Annotated in this window: 17 protein-coding genes and 1 riboswitch; of the genes, 12 read left to right on the forward strand and 5 right to left on the reverse strand. The window is 59.0% G+C overall.

Annotation, left to right across the window (positions count from 1 at the left end):
* The first annotated feature begins 1,171 nt into the window (after positions 1 to 1,171).
* The 7 genes from AFK24_RS07835 (at position 1,172) to lpdA (ending at position 8,523) form a co-directional block, all read left to right on the forward strand.
* Positions 1,172 to 1,804: a CDP-alcohol phosphatidyltransferase family protein gene (locus AFK24_RS07835; protein WP_065832718.1), complete on the forward strand. Its 633-nt coding sequence runs from the start codon at positions 1,172 to 1,174 to the stop codon at positions 1,802 to 1,804.
* A gap of 33 nt (positions 1,805 to 1,837) precedes the next feature.
* Positions 1,838 to 3,595 carry a bifunctional alpha/beta hydrolase/class I SAM-dependent methyltransferase gene (locus AFK24_RS07840; RefSeq protein WP_065832719.1) on the forward strand — a complete coding sequence of 586 codons (1,758 nt, stop codon included), beginning with the start codon at positions 1,838 to 1,840 and terminating at the stop codon, positions 3,593 to 3,595.
* Positions 3,592 to 5,001, forward strand: coding sequence for a phosphatase PAP2/dual specificity phosphatase family protein (locus AFK24_RS07845; RefSeq protein WP_240500361.1), 1,410 nt, complete (start codon positions 3,592 to 3,594; stop codon positions 4,999 to 5,001). Before AFK24_RS07840 ends, AFK24_RS07845 begins: the two co-directional genes overlap by 4 nt.
* Positions 4,991 to 5,449 (forward strand): hypothetical protein, encoded by a 459-nt coding sequence (locus AFK24_RS07850; RefSeq protein ID WP_065832720.1) that lies wholly within the window; start codon positions 4,991 to 4,993, stop codon positions 5,447 to 5,449. The genes AFK24_RS07845 and AFK24_RS07850 overlap by 11 nt, the downstream gene beginning before the upstream one ends.
* A gap of 9 nt (positions 5,450 to 5,458) precedes the next feature.
* The gene (locus AFK24_RS07855; protein ID WP_065832721.1) at positions 5,459 to 6,079 is read left to right on the forward strand and encodes a lysophospholipid acyltransferase family protein; all 621 of its coding nucleotides are present in this window, start codon (positions 5,459 to 5,461) and stop codon (positions 6,077 to 6,079) included.
* A complete protein-coding gene (locus AFK24_RS07860) occupies positions 6,079 to 7,008 on the forward strand; it encodes a phosphatidate cytidylyltransferase (protein ID WP_065832722.1) in 930 nt (309 codons plus the stop codon). Before AFK24_RS07855 ends, AFK24_RS07860 begins: the two co-directional genes overlap by 1 nt.
* Positions 7,009 to 7,122: 114 nt before the next feature.
* Positions 7,123 to 8,523: a dihydrolipoyl dehydrogenase gene (gene lpdA / locus AFK24_RS07865; RefSeq protein WP_065832723.1), complete on the forward strand. Its 1,401-nt coding sequence runs from the start codon at positions 7,123 to 7,125 to the stop codon at positions 8,521 to 8,523.
* Between the two features lie 106 nt (positions 8,524 to 8,629).
* Here the strand turns inward: lpdA and mntP are convergent, their stop codons facing one another.
* The gene (gene mntP, locus AFK24_RS07870) at positions 8,630 to 9,196 is read right to left on the reverse strand and encodes a manganese efflux pump MntP (protein ID WP_065832724.1); all 567 of its coding nucleotides are present in this window, start codon (positions 9,194 to 9,196) and stop codon (positions 8,630 to 8,632) included.
* Between the two features lie 9 nt (positions 9,197 to 9,205).
* A riboswitch (yybP-ykoY riboswitch) is annotated at positions 9,206 to 9,377 on the reverse strand.
* Positions 9,378 to 9,624: 247 nt separating this feature from the next.
* Here mntP and AFK24_RS07875 point away from each other — a divergent pair.
* From AFK24_RS07875 to AFK24_RS07890, 4 genes are all read left to right on the forward strand, one after another.
* On the forward strand, positions 9,625 to 11,244 hold the full coding sequence (locus AFK24_RS07875; RefSeq protein ID WP_065832725.1) for a glucan biosynthesis protein D: 1,620 nt from the start codon (positions 9,625 to 9,627) through the stop codon (positions 11,242 to 11,244).
* A gap of 514 nt (positions 11,245 to 11,758) precedes the next feature.
* Positions 11,759 to 13,066, forward strand: coding sequence for a hypothetical protein (locus AFK24_RS07880; protein ID WP_065832726.1), 1,308 nt, complete (start codon positions 11,759 to 11,761; stop codon positions 13,064 to 13,066).
* Between the two features lie 9 nt (positions 13,067 to 13,075).
* Positions 13,076 to 14,398, forward strand: a complete 1,323-nt coding sequence (locus tag AFK24_RS07885; RefSeq protein WP_080482076.1) for a hypothetical protein — start codon at positions 13,076 to 13,078, stop codon at positions 14,396 to 14,398.
* A 32-nt stretch (positions 14,399 to 14,430) separates the two neighbouring features.
* Positions 14,431 to 16,326 (forward strand): acyltransferase family protein, encoded by a 1,896-nt coding sequence (locus AFK24_RS07890; protein ID WP_065832728.1) that lies wholly within the window; start codon positions 14,431 to 14,433, stop codon positions 16,324 to 16,326.
* A gap of 222 nt (positions 16,327 to 16,548) precedes the next feature.
* Here AFK24_RS07890 and AFK24_RS07895 read toward each other — a convergent pair whose 3' ends face one another.
* The 3 genes from AFK24_RS07895 to AFK24_RS07905 form a co-directional block, all read right to left on the reverse strand.
* Entirely contained in the window at positions 16,549 to 16,980 is a 432-nt protein-coding gene (locus AFK24_RS07895; RefSeq protein ID WP_065832729.1) for a carboxymuconolactone decarboxylase family protein, read from the reverse strand.
* Between the two features lie 67 nt (positions 16,981 to 17,047).
* Positions 17,048 to 17,650: an FMN-dependent NADH-azoreductase gene (locus AFK24_RS07900; protein ID WP_065832730.1), complete on the reverse strand. Its 603-nt coding sequence runs from the start codon at positions 17,648 to 17,650 to the stop codon at positions 17,048 to 17,050.
* The gene (locus tag AFK24_RS07905) at positions 17,643 to 18,101 is read right to left on the reverse strand and encodes a GNAT family N-acetyltransferase (protein WP_065832731.1); all 459 of its coding nucleotides are present in this window, start codon (positions 18,099 to 18,101) and stop codon (positions 17,643 to 17,645) included. Before AFK24_RS07905 ends, AFK24_RS07900 begins: the two co-directional genes overlap by 8 nt.
* A gap of 90 nt (positions 18,102 to 18,191) precedes the next feature.
* Here AFK24_RS07905 and AFK24_RS07910 point away from each other — a divergent pair, with 90 nt between their 5' ends.
* Positions 18,192 to 19,604 carry a PLP-dependent aminotransferase family protein gene (locus AFK24_RS07910; RefSeq protein ID WP_065832744.1) on the forward strand — a complete coding sequence of 471 codons (1,413 nt, stop codon included), beginning with the start codon at positions 18,192 to 18,194 and terminating at the stop codon, positions 19,602 to 19,604.
* 786 nt (positions 19,605 to 20,390) lie between these two features.
* Here the strand turns inward: AFK24_RS07910 and AFK24_RS07915 are convergent.
* Positions 20,391 to 21,368, reverse strand: a complete 978-nt coding sequence (locus tag AFK24_RS07915) for a transposase (RefSeq protein ID WP_430962150.1) — start codon at positions 21,366 to 21,368, stop codon at positions 20,391 to 20,393.
* Position 21,369: the final 1 nt, after the last annotated feature.

Below are 21,369 nucleotides of genomic sequence, written 5' to 3' on the forward strand. Positions count from 1 at the left end.
GCATATTGAACATTGGCGTATTCATTCACACCATAATCTCCCAAACCCGCGAACAAGCACGCCAATACCCCCTGCGCTTCAATCGCCAGCGCCGAGAAGTCTGTTTTGTCGACAGCAAAACCCATGAAATTCTGATCGTGCCCTGGGAAAAGGTCACCGCCTGGATTTCTCAGGGCCAGATGGTGACCCAATACAACGCCACGACTTTCTATACCTTCGGCATGGCATTGGAAAATGAGGAGAAAGGTACGGTGCAGCCGATTCTGTTCGACAAACCCAGCCAGGCCCATGCCATTGGTACCTGGGAGGCTATTCGGCTGTATATGGAACAGGGTGTTCCGACGGATAAGACGGGTGCATGGCTGAGGCTCCTGCTAGGCCGCGAACTGACTGAATACGAGTTACGACCTTATGAAGGGTTGCATACCTGGGAGGTCGAAAAGCTGATGAAAGAAGAAGACGGAGGTTTGCACAGTTGCTTCACTGACGAGCGCCGCGCAGAAATCGGCCTGACTCCGCGCTCACGCTGGCCGCTGCGTCGTTGGTATATCTGGCGCGTCCTGAGCTTCTGGAAAATGCCCTACATGATCGCCGAATGGGGCCATAAAGCGGGGACACCCGCGATGCCCGAGCGTGTTCAACAGTGGTCGCAACCCATCCCACCCGATCAATGGGCCAAACCCAGCCCCGCCCTGCAAAAAGCCACACAACTTGTGCAGCACGCCATGGACAAGAAGAANCCCGATCAATGGGCCAAACCCAGCCCCGCCCTGCAAAAAGCCACACAACTTGTGCAGCACGCCATGGACAAGAAGAAGATGAACTTCATCGAAGCCTGTAAGTTGATTGAGCACAAGGGTTGAAGCGGCAAAGTGTTTGTGGGAGCGAGCTTGCTCGCGAAGAACGATGACGCGGTGGATCTAGGCCACCGAGGCGCCTGATTCGCGGGCAAGCCTCGCTCCAACGAGCATTTCAATTCATCATTGCTGTTTGTGGGAGCGAGCTAGCTTCCAACAGATGTGTGCCTTTCCCACCCTGAGACCCACCGCACAAACAACCTCGCCTCAATCGCGTTACGTTGTGGTTCACTAGCATCCGGGCCAGCCTGGCGTCGTGGTAATAGTTATCCACAGGCGCCTCCTGCGAATTTCACGACAAGGACGGTTGTACGTTGATTTCGATCTATCAGCTCAAACCCCGCTTTCAAAACCTGCTGCGGCCGTTGGTTCAGCGTCTTTTCGACCGAGGCGTGACGGCGAATCAGGTCACTTTGAGTGCCTGCGCGGTGTCCATCGTGATCGGCGCGTTGGTCGCGTTATTTGCCGCGCATCATTGGGTTTTCGTGCTGATCCCGCTGTGGATGATTGTGCGCATGGCGCTCAATGCCGTCGACGGCATGCTCGCGCGTGAATTCGGCCAGCAGTCGCGGCTTGGCGCTTATCTCAATGAACTGACCGATGTCATCGCCGACAGCGCGTTGTTCCTGCCTTTCGCGCTGCTTCCCGATGTGAACCTGTTGCTGATTCTGATGGTCACTTTGTGGGCGATTTTCAGTGAGTACGCAGGCGTGCTCGGCCCGATGATCGGCGCTTCGCGGCGTTATGACGGGCCGATGGGCAAAAGTGATCGGGCCTTTGTCTTCGGCGTGTTGGGGGCAGGCGTTGCCATCGGCTGGCTTTCCGGGCTGTGGATAAATATTGTTCTGACGGTGATTACCGCGCTTTTGGTCTACACCGTGGTCAATCGCGTGCGCCGTGGCCTCGCCGAAACGCCTGATCCAACAACCTCCCGCGACGAAAAATAATAGCCAACGACACCCCGGCATAAGGATATCCACATGCGTGACGTTCAGGATCAGCGCTTCATGACCCATGACGGGGTCGAGCTGTTCTACCGCCATTGGCCCGCAGCGAATCAGGACCCGACGGTCCCGCGCCAGGCCGTGTTGTTGTTTCATCGTGGTCATGAGCATTCCGGGCGCATTGCGCATCTGGTGGATGAGCTGGATCTGCCGGGTTTCGATTTCTTTGCCTGGGATTCACGCGGCCATGGCCAGTCACCCGGCGCGCGTGGTGACAGCCCGAGCTTCGCCACCAGTGTGCGCGACATGCAAACCTTCGTTGATTACCTGAGCGCGACGTTCGACATCGCCGAAGAAAACATGGCGGTGGTTGCGCAAAGTGTTGGCGCGGTCATCGCGGCGACCTGGGCTCATGACTACGCGCCGAAGATCCGCGCGCTGGTGCTCGCCTCTCCGGCCTTCAAGGTCAAGCTGTACGTGCCGTTTGCCCGTCCGGGGCTGGCGCTGCTGCGCACCTTCAAAGGCAATTTTTTCGTCAACAGCTACGTCAAGGCGCGCTTCCTCAGCCATGACCCGCAGCGCATTGCGTCCTACGACAGCGACCCGCTGATCACCAAGGCAATTTCGGTCAATGTGCTGCTCGGTTTGTACGAAGCGGCTGATCGGGTTGTAGCCGATGCGCAGGCCATTTCGATTCCGACTCAGCTGTTGATCTCCGGCTCGGACTTTGTGGTGCATCGCGGCCCGCAGGAGCGCTTTTTTGAGCGGCTGGGCAGTGTGCGCAAGGAAAAACATATCCTGCCGGGCTTCTTTCACGACACCCTCGGCGAGCGTGATCGCCACCTGGCGGTCAGTCGTGCGCGGCGTTTTATCCTGCAAAACTTCGAACTGCCGGCGACCCGCCCTTCCCTGCTGGACGCTGACAAGCTCGGCGTGACCTGTGCCGAGTCCGAAGAGCTGGCCGCGCCGTTGCCGCATAACTCGCTGCGCGATCTGTACTGGCGCATGACCCGGGCCAGCATGCGCTTGGGCAGCAAGTTATCCACAGGCGTGAAACTGGGTTTCGATACCGGTTTCGATTCCGGCAGCACGCTGGATTATGTCTACCGCAACCAGCCCACCGGCAGCGGCAAGCTCGGTGAGATGATCGACAAGAATTACCTGGATTCCATCGGCTGGCGCGGCATTCGCCAGCGCAAGCTGCACGTTGAAGAGCTGCTGCGCCTAGCCATGGAGCATCTGCGCAATCAGGGCAAACCGGTGCGCATCGTCGATATCGCCGCTGGCCACGGGCGTTACATTCTCGAATCCCTGCAAGGCGTCGATCCGTTGCCGGAGTCGATCCTGCTGCGAGACTACAGCGACATCAATGTGCGCGATGGCAGCGCCTTGATCGAACAGAAAGGTCTGGGTCACATTGCGCGCTTTATCAAGGCCGACGCCTTCGACCGCAACGACCTCGCTGCTCTGGACCCGAAACCGACGCTGGCCGTGGTTTCCGGCCTGTATGAGCTGTTCGCCAGTAACCAGATGGTCGGCGATTCGCTGGCGGGTCTGGCCGCAGCGGTCGAGCCGGGAGGTTATCTGGTGTACACCGGTCAGCCGTGGCACCCGCAGCTGGAATTGATCGCCCGCGCCCTGACCAGCCACCGTCAAGGCCAGGCTTGGGTGATGCGTCGACGCAGCCAGACGGAAATGGATCAACTGGTGGAGGCCGCTGGTTTCCGCAAGATCACCCAGCGTGTGGATGAATGGGGGATTTTCAGCGTGTCGCTGGCGCAGCGGATCAATTGAAGATGATGCGCGAAGCCGGTTTGTGGAAACGCGCCGTGGTCTGGCTATTGGCACTGGCGCCGTTTTTCTTCGCCAGCTACGGCTTCGCCACCTGGGTGACGGCGCAGCGCAGCGACGTGCCAAGCCTGGCCTTCGGTTGGGAAGCGCACATGCCATTCTGGGCCTGGACCATCGTGCCCTACTGGTCCATTGACCTGCTTTACGGTTTCTCGTTGCTGGCGTGCCTGACTCGCCGACAGCTGGATACTCACGCGTTGCGCCTGTTCAGCGCCCAGCTGATTGCGGTGAGCTGCTTCCTGATCTGGCCGTTGCGTTTCGCTTTCGAGCGTCCGGAACTGGACGGCGTATTTGGCTGGTTATTCGCCGTGCTGGCTGGCTTCGACAAGCCCTTCAATCAGGCGCCTTCGCTGCACATCGCGCTGTTGGTGGTGCTGTGGGTCTGCTACGACCGCTATTTGCAGAATTTCCATCAGGCATGGCGCTGGTTGCTGCATGGCTGGTTCAGCCTGATCGGCATTTCGGTGCTGACCACTTATCAACATCACTTTATCGACTTACCCACAGGCGCGCTGGCCGGTTGGTTCTGTGTGTGGCTGTGGCCGGATGAAGGCCGCAGCCCTTTGCTCGCGGCGCGTTTCAACCTGGGACCGAAGCATCTGAAGCTGACTGCCATTTATGGCCTCGGCGCAATAGTCCTGGCCGTGACCGCCTTGAAGCTGGGCGGCGCATGGCTTTGGCTGGCCTGGCCAGCAGGCTCGCTGTTGTTGGTCGCGCTGAATTATCTGGTGTTTGATGCCGCCGGTTTCCAGAAACGTCAGGACGGCAGCCTCAGCCCGGCAGTGTATTGGCTGTTCGCGCCGTACTTGCTCGGTGCCTGGATCAACTCACGACTGTGGACAAGAAAGCACCCACAGCCCGATCTTGTTGTGGATAACGTCTGGCTGGGTCGTCTGCCGGATAGAGACCAGCTCAAGCCCTTCGCCGCTGTTGTGGATATGTGCGCTGAGCTGCCGATCAAACCGGATTCACGGGGCTATCAGGCGATTCCGACTCTGGATCTTGTCGCGCCCACGGCGCAGACCTGTCTGCTTGCAGCCCAAGCCATCGAACGTCTGCGCCAGCAAGGCCCGTTGTTGGTGTGTTGCGCGCTGGGTTATTCGCGTAGCGCCACGGCGGTCGCCGCCTGGATTTTGCACAGCGGTCGCGCCGAGACTGTGGATAACGCGATTGCGATCATCCGCCAAGCAAGGCCCGGCGTGGTGCTGCGCGCCGCGCATGTTAAAGCCTTGCAGGAAATCGTAGGAGCGAGGCTTGCCCGCGAAGGCGATACCCCTGGCGCACCGCTTTCGCGGGCAAGTCGGAAGCGCCGCCCGCTCGCTCCTACAGGATCAGGTCATGTCCAGTGAAATGCAGCTGCATATCGTCGCCAGCCTTCTGCGCCGGGGCAAGACGCTGGATAACTTGTCCACAGGGCTGACCTTGCTTGGCCTGGCATTCGGGCTGGTACAGCTGTTGATAACTCCGACCATGCCTTTGCTGCTGCTACTGGCAGCGGCCGTTGTCCTGCTGGGGTTGATCGAAAAATACTACGCGCTGCGCGTCGCATTCGATGCGGACCTGTTCCAGGCAGTCGCCAGCGATGAAGCCCGACTGGCCGAGCGCACAATTGCCCTCGATCAAGCGCTGGTCGCCCTGCAGTTTCAGCCTGTGGATAAATCCGGGCGATCCTGGACGCTGCGCAGCAAGGGCGCGCTGAAGCTGCTGCGCCAACAATTGTTGTTTGTTGCCGTCCAGCTGCTGGTGATGCTGGGCGCGATTCTGATCTTCCCTTGGTTGTCCTTCACCGCATCATAAGGAAACGCCATGTTCGAACCTTTGGTCGCGACGATCATCACTGCCGGCGCGCGAAGCGTGACTGGCGCGCGCAGTCTCTGGCTGGGTTGTACGCCGGAACCCGTGCAGCGCATCTATTTCGCCAATCACAGCAGCCACGGCGACTTCGTGCTGTTGTGGGCTTCGCTGCCGCCTGCGTTGCGCAAGCTGACGCGACCGGTTGCGGGCGCGGATTATTGGCAAAGCAGTCCGCTGCGGCGTTACATCATCAATCGCGTGTTCAATGGCGTGCTGGTCGATCGCCAGCGCAAGACGCCGGACAGCAACCCCTTGCAACCGATGCTCGAAGCGCTGGAGAACGGCGACTCGCTGATCATCTTCCCCGAAGGCACGCGCAATCTGGAAGACGGCTTGCTGCCGTTCAAAAGCGGCCTGTATCACTTGGCGAAAAGTTATCCACAAGCCGAACTGGTGCCGGTGTGGATAGCCAACCTGAACCGCGTCATGCCCAAGGGCCGCGTATTGCCGTTGCCATTGTTATGCACAACCAGTTTCGGCACGCCGTTGCAGCTGGGCAGTGACGAGATCAAAGAACAGTTTTTATTGCGCAGCCGTGAAGCGCTGCTGGCCCTGGCTCCGGAGCAGCATTGATGGATAAGCAGACGCAAATGTTGTTCATGGGGATCGGCGCGATTCTGTTGCTGGCCTCCACCATCGGTTTCATCCTCAAGCGCCGGGCTGGCGGCCCGAACTCGGTGATCGACAACCTCAACGCGCGGATCAACGCGTGGTGGGTGATGGTCATCGTGATCGGCATCGCCTTCGCGCTGGGCTATAGCGCAGTGATCATCCTGTTCTACGCCGTGTCGTTCTATGCGCTGCGGGAATTCCTGACCCTGACGCCGACGCGCAAGAGCGATTACCCGGCGTTGGTCGCGGCGTTCTATCTGGCGCTGCCGCTGCAATACGTGCTGATCGCCATGAGCTGGTATGGGCTGTTTTCGATCTTCATTCCGGTCTACGTGTTTTTGCTGCTGCCTATCCTGGCGTCGCTGGGTGGCGACAGTACGCACTTCCTGGAGCGCGCGTCGAAAGTCCAGTGGGGCTTGATGATCGCCGTGTTCTGCGTGTCACATGTACCCGCGTTGCTGACTCTGGAAATCCCCGGTTACGAAGGCCGCAATCTGCTGCTGATCGCCTATCTGGTGATCGTCGTGCAGCTATCGGACGTGTTGCAGTACGTTTGCGGCAAGTTGTTCGGCAAGCGCAAGATCGCGCCGAACCTGTCGCCGTCCAAGACCGTGGAAGGCTTCGTCGGCGGCATCGCCCTGGCGTCGCTGATCGGCGGCGCGCTGTGGTGGATCACACCGTTCAATCCCTGGCAGTCCGCATTGATCGCCCTGCTGATCAATCTGCTCGGTTTTGCCGGTGGCATCGTCATGTCCGCCATCAAGCGCGACCGTGGCGTGAAGGATTGGGGGCACATGATCGAAGGTCACGGCGGCATGCTGGATCGACTGGACTCGGTCTGCTTCGCCGCGCCGATCTTCTTTCACCTTGTTCGGTATTGGTGGGTGTAGCCCGCTTGACGCTCGGCCGCATAAACATTACAACCATAATCTAATCGCTCACGACCCCTTTGCGGACTCACGAGCTACGCTTCCCTCCATTCTCAACTTCAGGAGCATATGGGCATGAGCAGTTATGACGTTGTAATCATCGGCGGCGGCCCCGGCGGCTATAACGCAGCCATCCGCGCGGGTCAGCTGGGCTTGAGCGTTGCCTGTGTCGAAGGGCGCGAAACGTTGGGCGGGACTTGTCTGAATGTCGGTTGCATCCCCTCCAAGGCGTTGCTCCATGCGTCGGAACTGTATGAAGCGGCCACCGGCGAAGAATTCGCCAAGCTGGGCATCGAGGTCACGCCGACCCTGAATCTGGCACAGATGATGAAACAGAAAAGCGAAAGCGTGACGGCCCTGACCAAGGGCATCGAGTTTCTGTTTCGCAAATACAAGGCCGAATGGATCAAGGGTTGGGGCCGTATTGCCGGGCCGGGCAAGGTTATCGTCACCGACGCCAATGGTGCCGAAACCGAGCTGCACGCCAAGAACATCATCATTGCCACCGGTTCCGAGCCGACGCCATTGCCCGGCGTGGACATCGATAACCAGCGCATTCTGGATTCCACCGGCGCGCTGTCGCTGACTGAAGTGCCCAAGCATCTGGTGGTGATCGGTGCCGGGGTGATCGGCCTGGAGTTGGGTTCAGTGTGGCGCCGCTTGGGCGCGCAGGTGACGGTGGTGGAATTTCTCGACCACGTCGCCCATGGCAGCGATCTGGAAGCGGGCAAGACCTTGCATCGCTCGCTGTCGCGGCAGGGCATCAACTTCAAGCTCAGTTCGAAGGTGACCACGGCTACGACCTCGGAGAACGGCGTCAGCCTGAGTGTCGAACCGGCGGCGGGCGGCCAGGCTGAGTTGATCGAAGCGGATTACGTGCTGGTGTCCATTGGACGTCGGCCCTTCACCAAAGGCCTGGGGCTGGAAACGGTCGGCCTGGAGCTGGACAAGCGCGGCATGCTGGAAAACAAAGGGCATCGCACCGCAGCGGAAGGCATCTGGGTGATCGGTGATGTGACGTCCGGTCCGATGCTGGCACACAAGGCGGAAGATGAAGCCTCGGTGTGCGTGGAACGCATCGTCGGCAAGGCGGGCGAGATCGATTACAACCTGATCCCGAATGTGATTTACACCCGTCCGGAACTGGCCAGCGTCGGCAAGACCGAAGAGCAGCTCAAGGCCGAGGGCCGCGCTTACAAAGTCGGCAAGTTTCCGTTCAGCGCCAACAGTCGGGCCAAGGTCAATCACGAAACCGAAGGCTTCGCCAAGGTCCTGGCCGACGAGCGCACCGATGAAATCCTCGGTGTGCATCTGGTCGGGCCAAGCGTCAGCGAAATGATCGGCGAGTTCTGTGTGGCGATGGAATTTGCCGCGTCGTCCGAGGACATCGCCTTGACCAGCCATCCGCACCCAACCCGCTCCGAAGCGTTGCGTCAGGCGGCAATGAGTGTGATTGGGTTGCCGACGCAGTCTTGAGTGCGGTCGTGGGAGCGAGGCTTGCCCGCGTAGAACGATGACGCGGTGTATCCGGGACCCCCAGGCGCCTGGTTCGCGGGCAAGCCTCGCTCCAACGGGATCTTTATCAAGCGACTGAAAGATGCTCATACAGAATCATCGAGCCCACCGCGATCAATACCACGCCGCCAACGATTTCCGCGCGTTGGCCGACGATGGTGCCCAGGGCGCGGCCGAGCAGGGTGCCGAGGGTGACCATGGTCATGGTCGCCAAGCCGATAGCCGCTGCAGCAACGAGGATATTGACGTTGATGAACGCCAGGCCGATGCCCACCGCCAATGCATCGATGCTGGTGGCAGTCGCAGTCACGATCAGCAACAGCAGGCCATGCCGGGTGGTTTTCTCTTCTTCCTCGTCGGCGGTCTTCAGGCCGTTGTAGATCATGTGCAGGCCAAGCACGAGCAGCAGGGTGAAGGCGATCCAATGGTCCCAACTCTCGACGAATTTGGACGCAACGTTGCCAATCAGCCAGCCAATGATCGGGGTAATGGTTTCGACGACGCCGAAGATCAGGCCCATGCGCAGGGCTTCGATAAAACGCGGTTTGTGCAGGCTTGAGCCTTTACCGATGGCCGCAGCAAAAGCGTCCGTCGACATCGCCAGGGCGAGCATTACAAGGGATATGGGATTCACGGTTTGGTTTTTTCCGGTCGGGCATTGAGTCCACGACACTCCCGCACGCCCGACCTTATGGCGCGAAAATGTCGATGGTCTCACCAACCAAAAAGGTGTCCGCACCACGGCAGGTTGCCGAGAATGTTGATACGGACGCTTCTTAACGAAAAGAAGCAGGCTACTCCCCAAAGAGAGCGCGCTTTATACCGGCCCATTTGTGAAAATTTTGTCATGCCCAAAACAAGGCAAAATCAGCGAAAACCGCAAAACCCCGGCCCAGACATCGATTTACACACTGGAATGCAGCTAAATCGTAATTATTTATGTTTTTTTCGAACCGGTTGCTGTGTTTGTTATCTGTTGTGGGTAGTTTGGCGTTCAGCAAGGAGTCGTAGCGCGCATTTCTCTTGTGCAGGACGCACAGCACTAGTCAGAGGCTTCACCTTATGAATCGCAGGAATCTCCTGAAAGCATCCATGGCGTTGGCGGCTTATAGCAGCGTGCCGGCCTCGGGGCTTTATGTTGCACGTGCTTTTGCTGCCGCCGCCGATGGCGAGATCGAAAATTTCGACTTCGATACGTTGAAAGCACACGCCAAACAACTGGCCGGCCGTGGCTACGTCAGCAACAAGCAAGTCCTGCCGCCGGTATTGGCGAACATGACTCCGCAACAGTTCAACGCCATCAAATACGACGCCGGGCATTCCTTGTGGCACGACGTCAAAGGCCAGCTGGACGTGCATTTCTTCCACGTCGGCATGGGCTTCAAGACTCCGGTGCGCATGTACAGCGTCGACCCGACGACCAAGCAGGCGCGGGAAGTCCACTTCCGCCACGAACTCTTCAATTACGAGTCCAGCGGCATCGACAAGTCGCTGGTCAAGGGCGATCTGGGCTTTGCTGGCTTCAAGCTGTTCAAGGCACCGGAAATCGCCATCAACGACGTAGTGTCGTTCCTGGGCGCCAGCTATTTCCGCGCCGTGGACAGCAACAAGCAGTACGGCCTCTCCGCTCGCGGCCTGGCCATCGACACGTATTCGACGCGTCAGGAAGAATTCCCGGACTTCACCAAATTCTGGTTTGAAACTCCGGACAAGAACGCGACCCGCTTCGTGGTCTACGCCCTGATGGATTCGCCAAGCGCGACCGGCGCCTATCGCTTCGATATCGACTGCCAGTCCGGGCAAGTGGTGATGAACATCGACGCCACCGTCAATGCGCGCGCAGATATCGCCCAGCTGGGTATTTCGCCGATGACCAGCATGTTCAGCTGCGGCACCCATGAACGCCGCATGTGCGACACCATTCACCCGGAAATCCACGACTCGGACCGCCTGGCCATGTGGCGCGGCAACGGCGAGTGGATCTGTCGTCCGCTGAACAATCCGCCGAAACTGCAGTTCAACGCCTTCGCCGACAAGGACCCGAAAGGTTTTGGTCTGGTGCAGACTGATCACAATTTCACCAGCTACCAGGACACCGTCGATTGGTATCACCGCCGGCCGAGCTTGTGGGTCGAGCCCACCACGCCTTGGGGCGAGGGTTCGGTGAATCTGGTGGAGATCGTGACCACCGGCGAGACGATGGACAACATCGTGGTGTTCTGGACGCCGAAAAACCCGGTCAAGGCCGGCGATTCGCTCAACTTTGGCTACAAACTGTACTGGAGCCCGCTACCACCGGTCAGCACGCCATTGGCGCAGGTCCATGCCACCCGTTCCGGCATGGGCGGCTTCACCGAAGGCTGGGCACCGGGCGAGCATTACCCGGAAGTCTGGGCGCGGCGCTTCGCGGTGGACTTCAACGGTGGCGGCCTGGAACGCTTGCCGGAAGGCACGGCCATCGAACCGATCGTCACGGTTTCCAACGGCAAGGTTCAGGATTTCAACATTCTGGTGCTGCCGGATATTCAGGGTTATCGCGTGACGTTCGACTGGTACCCAACCAACGAGGGTGCTGAACCGGTTGAGATGCGCATGTTCATCAAGTCCCAGGATCGCACGCTGAGTGAAACCTGGCTGTATCAGTACTTCCCGCCAACGGCTGACAAACGTAAGTATCCGTAAGCTTCAAGCGGCAAGCTTTAAGCGGCAAGTTTCGGGGTGACTTGGACTTGCCGTTTTTGCGTTATAGAGTCGCTATAACCTGTGCTCGTTTCAGCATTATTTACACCGTCAAATTTATACCGCTCAATAGATTCAATAACTTAGCAAGTTAGTATTGTTACGCTTGTCGGTGTTTGATTAATTTTTGACGAATAGATTGACAGTCTCCCGAAGTCAGGCTGATATAGCCCTTGTCGCGCAGTTGGAGCGTTTGCTCCAGACCTGAATGCCGCCCCCTTCTTCAGCGGCCATTTCCCTATCTTGATTGATACCTCTATTGACCGTTTTCAACAGTCGATGGGCGGTAGCGTTGTGCCTGCCCAACCCCCGATTCGTTGGAGCGAGCGGGCGGCGTTCCGACTTGCCCGCGAATCAGGCGCCTCGGTGGCCCAGATTCACCGCGCTATCGTTCTTCGCGGGCAAGCCTCGCTCCAACGGGGTATCTCTCAAAACAAGCGCCACAGAGGCAGAAAACATGATGTTGAACTCTGCGAACAGGGCCGACGATAACGCGTCGATGCTTTCCTTCAACAAGTCGACGGCCATGGTCTGGGCCGCCATCAGCCTGATTGTGGTCGAGACCTTTTCCGGTGCGTTGCGCTTTTATCTCGACCAGGCAGGACTGTCGCCCGCGCTGTACCTGCCCAAAATCGCCTGCCTGATTCTATTGCTCATGGAGCTGCGCACTTACAAGGCCGGCCGCGTCGTGTGGCTGAGCCTGTTGATGCTGGTGATTTCCGCCGTCCTGGCCATGTTGCATGGCGCCACCCTCAACAACGTCGCCTTCACCCTGTTCGCGCTCAGCCCGATATTGTTCGGCATGGTTTGCAGCGATCACCTGATCCATCGCCGTCGGCTGCTCATATGGGTCATCGGCATATGCCTCGTGGCTTGTTTTGTTGGTCTCGCCCTGGACAAAGTCACTACGGTGCCCTGGAAAGGCTACAGCTACGCCATTGGCGAGACGCAGCTAAGCGCCAACACCACCTGGTCCGCCGGTGACGAGGACCGTAGCGCCGGTTTCGCCCGGGTATCCAATACGCTGTCGATCCTTATCGCGATCTACAGCCTGTACATCGCGATGTTCCTGCGCTCGCGCCTGCTGATTCTGGCGCTGAGCCTTGTCGCCCTGTACGGCATCGTCCTGACCACCAGCAAGGCGCCGGCCGGCGGCTATTTGCTGACCATGGGTCTGTTGTTGATTGCCCGCATGCGCTGGACCACCCGCGCCGCCTGCATCGTCGCGGTGGTGGTCGGCATGCTGCTGCCGCTGATGGGGCTGCTGTATGACTTCGACGCCCGTACCGTGAGCAGCGGCGGTTCGTCGCTGTCGTCGTTGTATGACCGGTTGAACAACACCTGGCCCAACGTCGTCGATGCCATGACCCGGTTAGGTTATGGCTACACCGGCGCAGGATTCGGGATGTTCGGCAGCTCGGTGATCATTTTCCCGGTAGCCGGCGCCGAATTGCTGGTCGGCTCGGACAGCACCTTCATGTACTTGTGGGGATTGTTCGGGGTGTTCGGTCCCCTGCTGTACGCCCTGCAGATTCCTTTGTTTTTCGCCCTAAGCAACGACGATTCGCGCATTGCCCGGGCGTTGCTGGCCATCACCTTCTGCTGCTGCCTGATCAGCTGGACCACGGACATGTTCGAAATCGCGGTGGCCAATCTGTTTCTGGGCCTGGCACTCGGTCATGTGCTGACCGGCAAGAAACTGGACAGCCGACAAACCGCGCGCCCTGCGCAGTTCCAGCTGTCCACCCTGCCCAACATGAATTGAGTGGTGAGCATGAAGGTTAGTCTACGTTTTGCAGCAAGCATGCTATGTGTCGGATGCCTGAGCGGCGGCCTGGCCAAGGCCCAGGAAAATGCGCAAGAGCCGTTCATTCTCGGCATCGGCACGCATCTGATGAATTACCCAAAGCCATCGCGGCCAGCGCTGCAACTGGCGGCCGATGCAGGCATCGCCTCGGTCAAGGATGACGCGCACTGGTCCACTGCAGCGCCCAACGCCAACGAGCTGCGCATCGTGCCGTGGTGGCGCACTTATCTGACCGACGCCCAGAGCCTGGGCCTGAGCAGGTTGACGATCCTCGACTACAGCACCTGGTTTCATGACAACGCCAAGCCGCGCAGCGGCGAGGTCAAGGCGGATTTCCTGAGGTATGTGGACTACGTGACCGGCCAGCTGGGCAATCGCGTGACCTTCTATGAGATCTGGAACGAGTGGGATATCGAAGCGCCGAAAGACCCGCAACTCAGCGCCGACTATGCCGCGCTGGTGCATGATGTGGTGCCGCTCATTCGCAAAAATACGCAGAACGTTGAAGGCACACCGGCGAAAATCCTCGCCGGTTCGGTAACGCCGGAAGGCATGGATTACGGCTTCGCCGACCGCCTGATCGACGCCGGCATGCTGGATCTGGTCGACGGCCTGTCGGTTCATCCTTACGCCCACTGCCTGCCAAACGTGAAGCCCAACCCCGAAGCCTGGGTGGTCTGGATGCGTGCTTATGAGGAGCATATCCGCGCCAAGGCCGGGCGCGATGTGCCGATCTACATCACGGAAATGGCCTGGCCCAGCCACCAGGGCAATTGCGGCTTCACGCCGGCGGTGCAGGCGGCGTACATGGCGCGAATTCTGTTTCTCGCCCGCAGCCTGCCTAACCTCAAGGGCATGTGGTGGTACGACCTGGTCAACGATGGCCCCGACCGGACCGATCAGGAACACAACTTCGGCTTGCTCAACGAGGACCTGTCGCCAAAACCGGCCTATCCGGTCATGAAAGTCATCGCCCCGGTGATCAAGGACTTCAGCTACGACGCCGTGGCCAGTCAGCAGTCGGACAACATTTACCTGCTGTATTTCGACAAAGGTCCGCAGCGCGTAGTGGTCGGCTGGACAACCGGCCCGACTCTGCAGCAGGACATTGCCAGCGTCGCGCCCATGACCGGAGCGGTGCGCTTGATCGACACCGCTGAACCCGAGAAAGGCAGTCTGTCGGGCGGGCAATGGCAGTGCGCGAATCAGAGTTGTTCGGTATCCGTCACCCTGACCCATTTTCCCAAGATCATCAGCCTGAGCCCCGAGGAGACAGTGGCCACGCCCTGAACCGCCTCCTCGCTCCTATGTGAAAAAACGCCATGGACTTCAGAAAAGACATCAATGGACTACGCGCCATCGCGGTCATCGCCGTGCTGCTGTTTCACTTTAACCCCGGCTGGCTGCCGGGCGGATTTGCGGGCGTCGATATTTTCTTCGTGATCTCCGGCTACCTGATCACCGGAATTATCGTGCGCAGCCTGCACAAGGGTAATTTCAGCCTGATCGCGTTCTACAAGTCCCGGGCCAGACGAATCATTCCGGCGCTGGCGGCGCTGTGTTTCGTGCTGCTCCTGGCGGGCTGGTTTTATCTGCTGCCGCTGGAATACAGCGAGCTGGGCAAACACATCGCTGGCAGCCTTGGGTTTGTCTCCAACTTTGTTTACTGGGCCGAAGCCGGGTATTTCACGGCGGGCGCCCACGAGAAATGGCTGCTGCACACCTGGTCGCTCTCGGTGGAATGGCAGTTCTACATGATCTATCCGCTGGCGCTGCTGGCCTTGAGTCGCTTCATTGCCCAGCGCAATCTGCGCTGGTGGATGCTCGCGGGCTGCCTGCTCGGCTTCGGTTTCTGCGTGGTCGCTTCGTTTCTGTGGCCGGAACCGGCGTTTTACCTGCTGCCGACCAGGGCGTGGGAATTGCTGGTCGGCGGCGTCGCCTGCGTGTTTCCGGTCAAACTGCGTGCGCTGCCGCAGCGCCTGCTGGAAGCCACTGGCCTGGGCCTGATGCTCGCCAGTTTCGTGCTGCTTTCCGAAAAAGACGTCTGGCCGGGTTATCTGTCCCTATTGCCGGTGCTGGGAACCCTGGCGGTGATTATCTCGGCTCGTCAGGATTCGTTCATGACCAGCAATCCGTTCTCGCAATGGACCGGGAAGCTTTCCTACTCGTTGTATCTCTGGCATTGGCCGGTCGTGGTGTTCATGAGTTACGCCGGTTATCTGGGCGACACATTCAATGCATTCCTCGGCATTGCCTGTGCCTTTGCGCTGGGCCTGGCGTCGTACCAATTGATCGAAAAATCGCCACCAAAAGCGCCCAACACCAAACGCCGCTGGAAATTCGCCACCGTCAGCGGCCTGATCACCATGGTGTTTGCAGCTGCCACTGCAGTCAGCGCGACCGAAGGCGCAATCTCACCCTTGCGCACCGTGAGCATCTCGGACAAGGCACGCTTCGTTCAGGACTATGCGGACCGGCAGAAGAATCTGTACGAACTCTATTGGCTCAAGTGCGATGCCTTTTCGGCCTTCACCCAGCGCGGTTTGTCGGGCATCGATGAATCCTGCACTCACAAACAGGGCGAAGGCGGCGTGTTCCTGTGGGGCGATTCCCACGCCCAGGCGCTTTCCCTGGGGCTAAGAACGTCGCTGCCCGCGGGCACGCCGTTCTATCAAGTCGCTTCCGCCAGTTGTCGGCCCAGCCTGACCCTGGACAACGGCCGCGCCACCCCGCCGCGCGTCACGTGCAACTATTCCAACAAAAAGGCCCTGGAAAGCATCCAGAAGCTGCAGCCTGACGTCGTGGTCATCGCGCAAAAGGATGAACACGACAAGACCCACTGGAGCGACATCGCCGCGCGGCTCAAGAGTTATGGCGTCAAACACATCGTGCTGCTGGGACCGCTGCCGCAATGGAACCCGTCACTGCCCAGCGTCATCGCCAACCGCCATTGGGGCCTGAATGAATCGCACATTACGGACGCGGCGCTGGACCAGAGCGTGATGGCCGCGGACAAGGCGATCCGACGCCAGATCGACCCGCAATCGGTGGATTTCGTCTCGCTGATCGACAAGTTATGTGTCGCCAATTCCTGCCTGGTGCGCCTGCAAGACGACTCCTTGCTGCAAATCGATTCCGGGCATTTGAGCGAAAAAGGCTCGCTCTACATCGTGAAAAACTTTGTGATGCCGGAGTTGAGCAAAATCAGTTCCCGATAACTGGCCGTAACGAAAAAAGCCCGCATGGCGTGACCATTGCGGGCTTTTTTTGCTTTGAGGCCACGAACCATCTCGACCAGCACACAGGATCCGTAGGACCGGCTTTAGCCGGGAGGGCAAAAGGTCTGACGGCGCAACTGCTGCGAATGTACCGGCCTCCTCCCGGCTAAAGCCGGTCCTACGGGATCTATTCAACTTCAAAGAGTTGTGTGGGGCTCTGGCTTACAGCCGCATGCCCACCGCCAACCGATTGAAGGCATTCATCAGCGAAACGGCAAAGGTCAGATCGGAGATCTCGGTGTCGCTGAATGTGTCTTTCAGCACGGCATACAGCTCATCCGATGCGCCCTGAGTGGAAACATGGGTCAGGGATTCCGACCAGGCCAGGGCGGCCTGCTCGCGCGCATCAAACAGTTCGCTGACGCGCCAGCCGGCGAGGCAGTCCAGTTTGCGTTGCGACACACCTGCAGCGCGCAATGACTTGGAATGCATGTCCAGGCAGAACGCGCAGCCGTTGATTTGCGAAACGCGCAGGTAAACCAGCTCGACCAACGCCTGACCGAGAGAACTTTTGCTCAGTGCGATGCTGGTGCTCTGCAAACCTTGATAGGCCGCTGGGGAAAGGTCTGAAAATGGAAGACGAAGCTTGCTCATTGGATACTCCCGAATGAATGGATGACATTACCGTGGATTTGAAAAGCTGTGCATCCAGCCCTGATGCTCAAGACAGGCCACTCCCGGCCAGTTGTTGCGCCGCCGCCGCAAAGGCCGCGCGGGTCACTTCTTCGCCAAGGACCATGCCTTCCAGATAGACGAAGTGAACGTCGAACAGGCCGATCGTTTTCAGCACTTCAAGCAGGTACGGCGTGAGGAAATCGGGTTGCTGCCCACGAGGCTTGAGATGAAAGCCCCCTGAGCTGACGATGATGTAGACCGGGCGGTCGCGCAGCAGACCGACCTTGCCGTCGGGCCTGGCTTCGAAGCTGCGCCCGATGCGCACCACGTAATCAATCCACAGCTTCAACGCGGCAGGCACGGTGAAGTTGTGCATCGGCGTCGCAATCAGCAGCAGGTCGCAGCGCTCAAGTTCGCCAATCAGCTGCTCGGACAGCTCAAGCGCCGGTTGGGCGACAGGATTGCGCTGGGTCAGCGCGGCGGCATAGGCATCGCTTATAGGCAGCAGGGGATGTGCGGCCAGGTCGCGCTGGGTCACTTTGAATTGCGCGTGTCCGGATCGCAGCGAGTCGACCCATTCGACAGCCAGTCCATAACCGGCTGACGCTTCCCCGTGAGGGCTGGCATTGATCAGCAATAATTCACGCATGGGCGGACTCCTGAGCGGCGTCCAGTGGCTGGACGAAATGCATGCCTCGGGCCAGCAGCCCGGCGCGGAAATAAAAGCGTTGTGCCAGCGCCATGTGCAGGCCGGTATCCAGGACCAGATGAGCACAGCCTCGCAGCCGGGCTTCTTCGCGGACTTTATCCAGCAACACCGAGCCCAATCCAGACTGACGCATGGTCGGATCGACGATCAGATCGTCGACGTAGATGAAGCGGCCATAGATCAGGTTTTCCAGCTCACGAAAGCCGATCAGCCCGGCCAACTGGTCGCCCTGCCACAAGCCCCACAGCCGATAACCCTGATAGGCCTGGCGATCAAGCTGCCGGGTGAATGATTCAAGATCGCTCAGGTGCGGGCGCAGTTGCTGCATGAGCTTGAAGCCTGCCGCCTGTTCGGCGCCGCGACTCAACAGTCTGAACATGGGGGGTTGCATGGCACACTCTCCTTCAAATGTGTGCCTACTGTATGCGCCACATGGCCTACTCTATAGAGCCAAGAAGTGCAAAAACGACTAGGCCATGCGGTGACTAAATCCTTACCCGACACAACCCCGGACGCGCCTCTGTATCGGCAGATCTATTTGCGCTTTCGCCAGTCCATCGCCGATGGCCACCTCAAGCCGGGGGATCGAGTGCCATCCGTGCGCGCACTGGCAGCCGAATTGAATCTGGCGCGCGGCACGGTAGAAACTGCTTACCAATTATTGATCAGCGAAGGTTACCTGCTCGCGCGTGGACCGGCCGGCACGGTGGTTTCGCAACTGGTGGACGCCGTGGCGAGCGCGCCGCCCACCCGGCCCGCTCGGGCGCCGCAACCCGCTGTCGTACATCCGGGCACTGCTCCCATGCCCTTGCAGATGGGAATGCCCGCGCTGGACGCGTTCCCGCGCAAACTCTGGAATCGGCTGGCCAGCCGCACATTGCGCCAAGGCGGGCTGGACGCACTCAACTATCCCGACAGCCACGGGGATCTGGCGCTGCGCACCGCACTGGCGGGTTATCTGGGGATTTCCCGGGGTATCAATTGCCTGCCGGAACAGATCTTCATTTGCGCAGGCTATCGAGGCTGTCTGGATCTGATCTGCCGCAGCCTGATGCACAAAGACGACCGCTGCTGGTTCGAAGATCCCGGCTATTTCATGGCCCACCAGTTTCTTGGCGAAGCTGGTATGCAACTGGTCCCGGTGCCTGTGGACAGTGATGGACTGGTGGTCGAGGCAGGCATCCAGCGCGCACCTGATGCACGCTTTGCGGTGGTCACGCCGACGCATCAGAGCCCGCTGTGCGTTTCACTGTCGTTGAATCGCCGTCAGGCTCTGCTGGACTGGGCCAATCGCCAACGCAGCTGGATCATCGAGGACGACTACGACAGCGAATACCGCTACAAAGGGCGGCCGATTCCGGCGCTCAAGAGCCTGGACGAACGCGGCCGGGTTTTGTACTGCGGGACCTTCAGCAAGGTGCTGGTGCCCGGCTTGCGACTCGCGTATCTGGTGGTGCCCGAAGCCCAGGTCAACCGGTTCCGCAAAATGGCGGACGACATGCACAACCATTGCCCGCAACTGTGGCAATCCACCGTCGCGACCTTTATCGAGCAAGGCCACTTCTCCCGGCATCTGAAAAAGATGCGCAGCCTCTATGCCCATCGGCGAATGTTGCTGACCAATGCCCTGAGCCTCAGGCTGGGCACGCGCATGTCGGTAAACCTCCAACTGGGCGGCATGCACCTGAGCGCGGAACTGAGCGAAGGCCTGGACGATCGGGTCATCGCCGCCTCGGCAAGGCAGGCCGGGCTTGCCGTTCAGGCCTTGTCCGACTGGTACCTCACCTCACCCGCCGAACGCGGGCTGTTGATGAGTTTTACCAACGTGACCAGCGAGGCTCAGGCAGCGGAACTGGCTGAGCGTCTGGCCCAGGTGATTGATGCGTGCAGTTGATAAAGTTATCCACAGAAGTGTGGGACGCTGTAGGAGCCAACTTATTGGCAAAGCATCGGTCCGGAGGAATCAGAAGTACTGCTTCGCGCCCCCCCCCGTTGGAGCGAGGCTTGCCCGCGAATCCGGCGACTCGGTGACCCCTATCCACCGCGTCATCGTTCTTCGCGGGCAAGCCTCGCTCCAACGAGTGAAATTAGAGAATTAAAACTGTCGCAATGGGTGCCCGAATTCCGGGGCCTTCAGCCTCGCGTGGAGAAAGCGCAAAACTGTCGCAGACCGCTCAAAAGCTGCTTCAGGCATTTGCGCTAGAGAATTAAAACTGTCGCAGCCAGCAATGACGCGGCTTTGCGTGGTGATAGCGTTATGATTTGAGTCGAAAGCTGCCGCTCACTACTGGCCGCTATCGACCGATTCTGTTGAAAACAGCCGGCCATGGTTTCTACGGCAGAAAAGTACGCGCTTGAGATTGAAATCTTTGCTTTGATCAGAGGAATCCGGGCTCGGATTTCGTGTAGCGACGCGCAAAAAAAGGCGTTTTCAGCGATCAGTATGCAGGCAATCTGAAAGAACCGACTTTTTCAACAGAGTCGACCCGAAGCGGACGTTCACTATGGCCTGCTCCTGGCCGATTCTGTTGAAAAAGTCGGAATTTCAGACTGGAAGACATCGAGGTTGGCCGTCGCTTAAGAACCTGTTCACCACGTTGGGTGGCTTTTCGGTTCTGTGTTGATCGTTGCAACTTGGTCAGTGGGTTGATTTGAGGGTTTTTGCTGATTCCGGGCGTACCTATCCCGTGGTTGGTGGCCCTTGAGAGGTCAGTTTCGCCAGTCGCCGCAGATTCTGTACTGCTGCTGCCAAGGTGAATTCATCATTCGCACCGCTCATGCCGCGTAGTCGCAAGCGATCCAATCTGAGGATTCGCTTGAGGTGAGCGAACAACATTTCGACTTTCTTGCGCTCATGGCGAGAGCACACGTATTGCGGTGTCGTGGCGATCCGCCGAGCAACATCTCGCGCCGCTTCATGGACGCTACGGGCGATTTTTCGGAAAGAAGTGTTCGGGCAGCAGCGCTCTTTCATCAAGCATTTAGCGCAGTCGGTTTGCCGTGATCGAAAGATGATGTTGTCGGCTTTTGTGACATGTGAACGCTGGTTCTTGAAGGCACGCCACTCACTGCGCAGGGCCTGTCCGGTGGGGCAGCGATATTCCTGCGTCTCTTCATTCCATTGAAAATCGCTAATAGAGAGGCTGTCGTTCTTTCGTTCAGTTTTGTCCCAAACCGGCACATGTGGCTCAATATCTTTTTCGTCCACCATCCAGGCCAACATCAGTGCGGTTCCATAAGCGGTATCGCCGATGAGGCGATCCGGCTTGATATCGAACTGCTCTTCGACCCGCTCAATCATGGTCTTGGTGCTCTCGACCTCCGCTGTTCGATGAGCAGGCGTCGGCTCTACGTCCATGATCACGCCATGCTCGACATCAATCAGGTAGTTCGTCGAATAAGCGAAGAATGCCGGGCCTCCTGGAGCTGCTGTCCAGCGAGCGAGAGGATCGGTCAACGAAAGACGTTTTGGCAGTGTCTCGGCCAAGGCTTCTTCATCCAGCGCTTCAAGGTACTCACGCACGGCGCGGGTACTTAACGATGGGTCGCTCCAGTTGACCTCTTCATCACCAGGCACTCCACGCTGGCGACTGGCATCCGCTTTGATGACGCTGGCGTCCACGGCAAACCCTTCTCCCTTGACCAGACCTGCGTCCATG

The organism is Pseudomonas syringae, from assembly GCF_001698815.1.
GTDB lineage: Bacteria > Pseudomonadota > Gammaproteobacteria > Pseudomonadales > Pseudomonadaceae > Aquipseudomonas > Aquipseudomonas syringae_A.

Excerpts from the sequence above, each read along its gene's own strand:
- lpdA (WP_065832723.1), top strand. The coding sequence starts at position 7,123 with ATGAGCAGTTATGACGTTGTAATCATCGGCGGCGGCCCCGGCGGCTAT.
- AFK24_RS07850 (WP_065832720.1), top strand. The coding sequence starts at position 4,991 with ATGTCCAGTGAAATGCAGCTGCATATCGTCGCCAGCCTTCTGCGCCGG.
- AFK24_RS07885 (WP_080482076.1), top strand. The coding sequence starts at position 13,076 with ATGAAGGTTAGTCTACGTTTTGCAGCAAGCATGCTATGTGTCGGATGC.
- AFK24_RS07895 (WP_065832729.1), bottom strand. The coding sequence starts at position 16,980 with ATGAGCAAGCTTCGTCTTCCATTTTCAGACCTTTCCCCAGCGGCCTAT.
- AFK24_RS07860 (WP_065832722.1), top strand. The coding sequence starts at position 6,079 with ATGGATAAGCAGACGCAAATGTTGTTCATGGGGATCGGCGCGATTCTG.
- AFK24_RS07890 (WP_065832728.1), top strand. The coding sequence starts at position 14,431 with ATGGACTTCAGAAAAGACATCAATGGACTACGCGCCATCGCGGTCATC.
- AFK24_RS07915 (WP_430962150.1), bottom strand. The coding sequence starts at position 21,368 with ATGGACGCAGGTCTGGTCAAGGGAGAAGGGTTTGCCGTGGACGCCAGC.
- AFK24_RS07855 (WP_065832721.1), top strand. The coding sequence starts at position 5,459 with ATGTTCGAACCTTTGGTCGCGACGATCATCACTGCCGGCGCGCGAAGC.
- AFK24_RS07880 (WP_065832726.1), top strand. The coding sequence starts at position 11,759 with ATGATGTTGAACTCTGCGAACAGGGCCGACGATAACGCGTCGATGCTT.
- AFK24_RS07840 (WP_065832719.1), top strand. The coding sequence starts at position 1,838 with ATGCGTGACGTTCAGGATCAGCGCTTCATGACCCATGACGGGGTCGAG.
- AFK24_RS07900 (WP_065832730.1), bottom strand. The coding sequence starts at position 17,650 with ATGCGTGAATTATTGCTGATCAATGCCAGCCCTCACGGGGAAGCGTCA.
- AFK24_RS07905 (WP_065832731.1), bottom strand. The coding sequence starts at position 18,101 with ATGCAACCCCCCATGTTCAGACTGTTGAGTCGCGGCGCCGAACAGGCG.
- AFK24_RS07875 (WP_065832725.1), top strand. The coding sequence starts at position 9,625 with ATGAATCGCAGGAATCTCCTGAAAGCATCCATGGCGTTGGCGGCTTAT.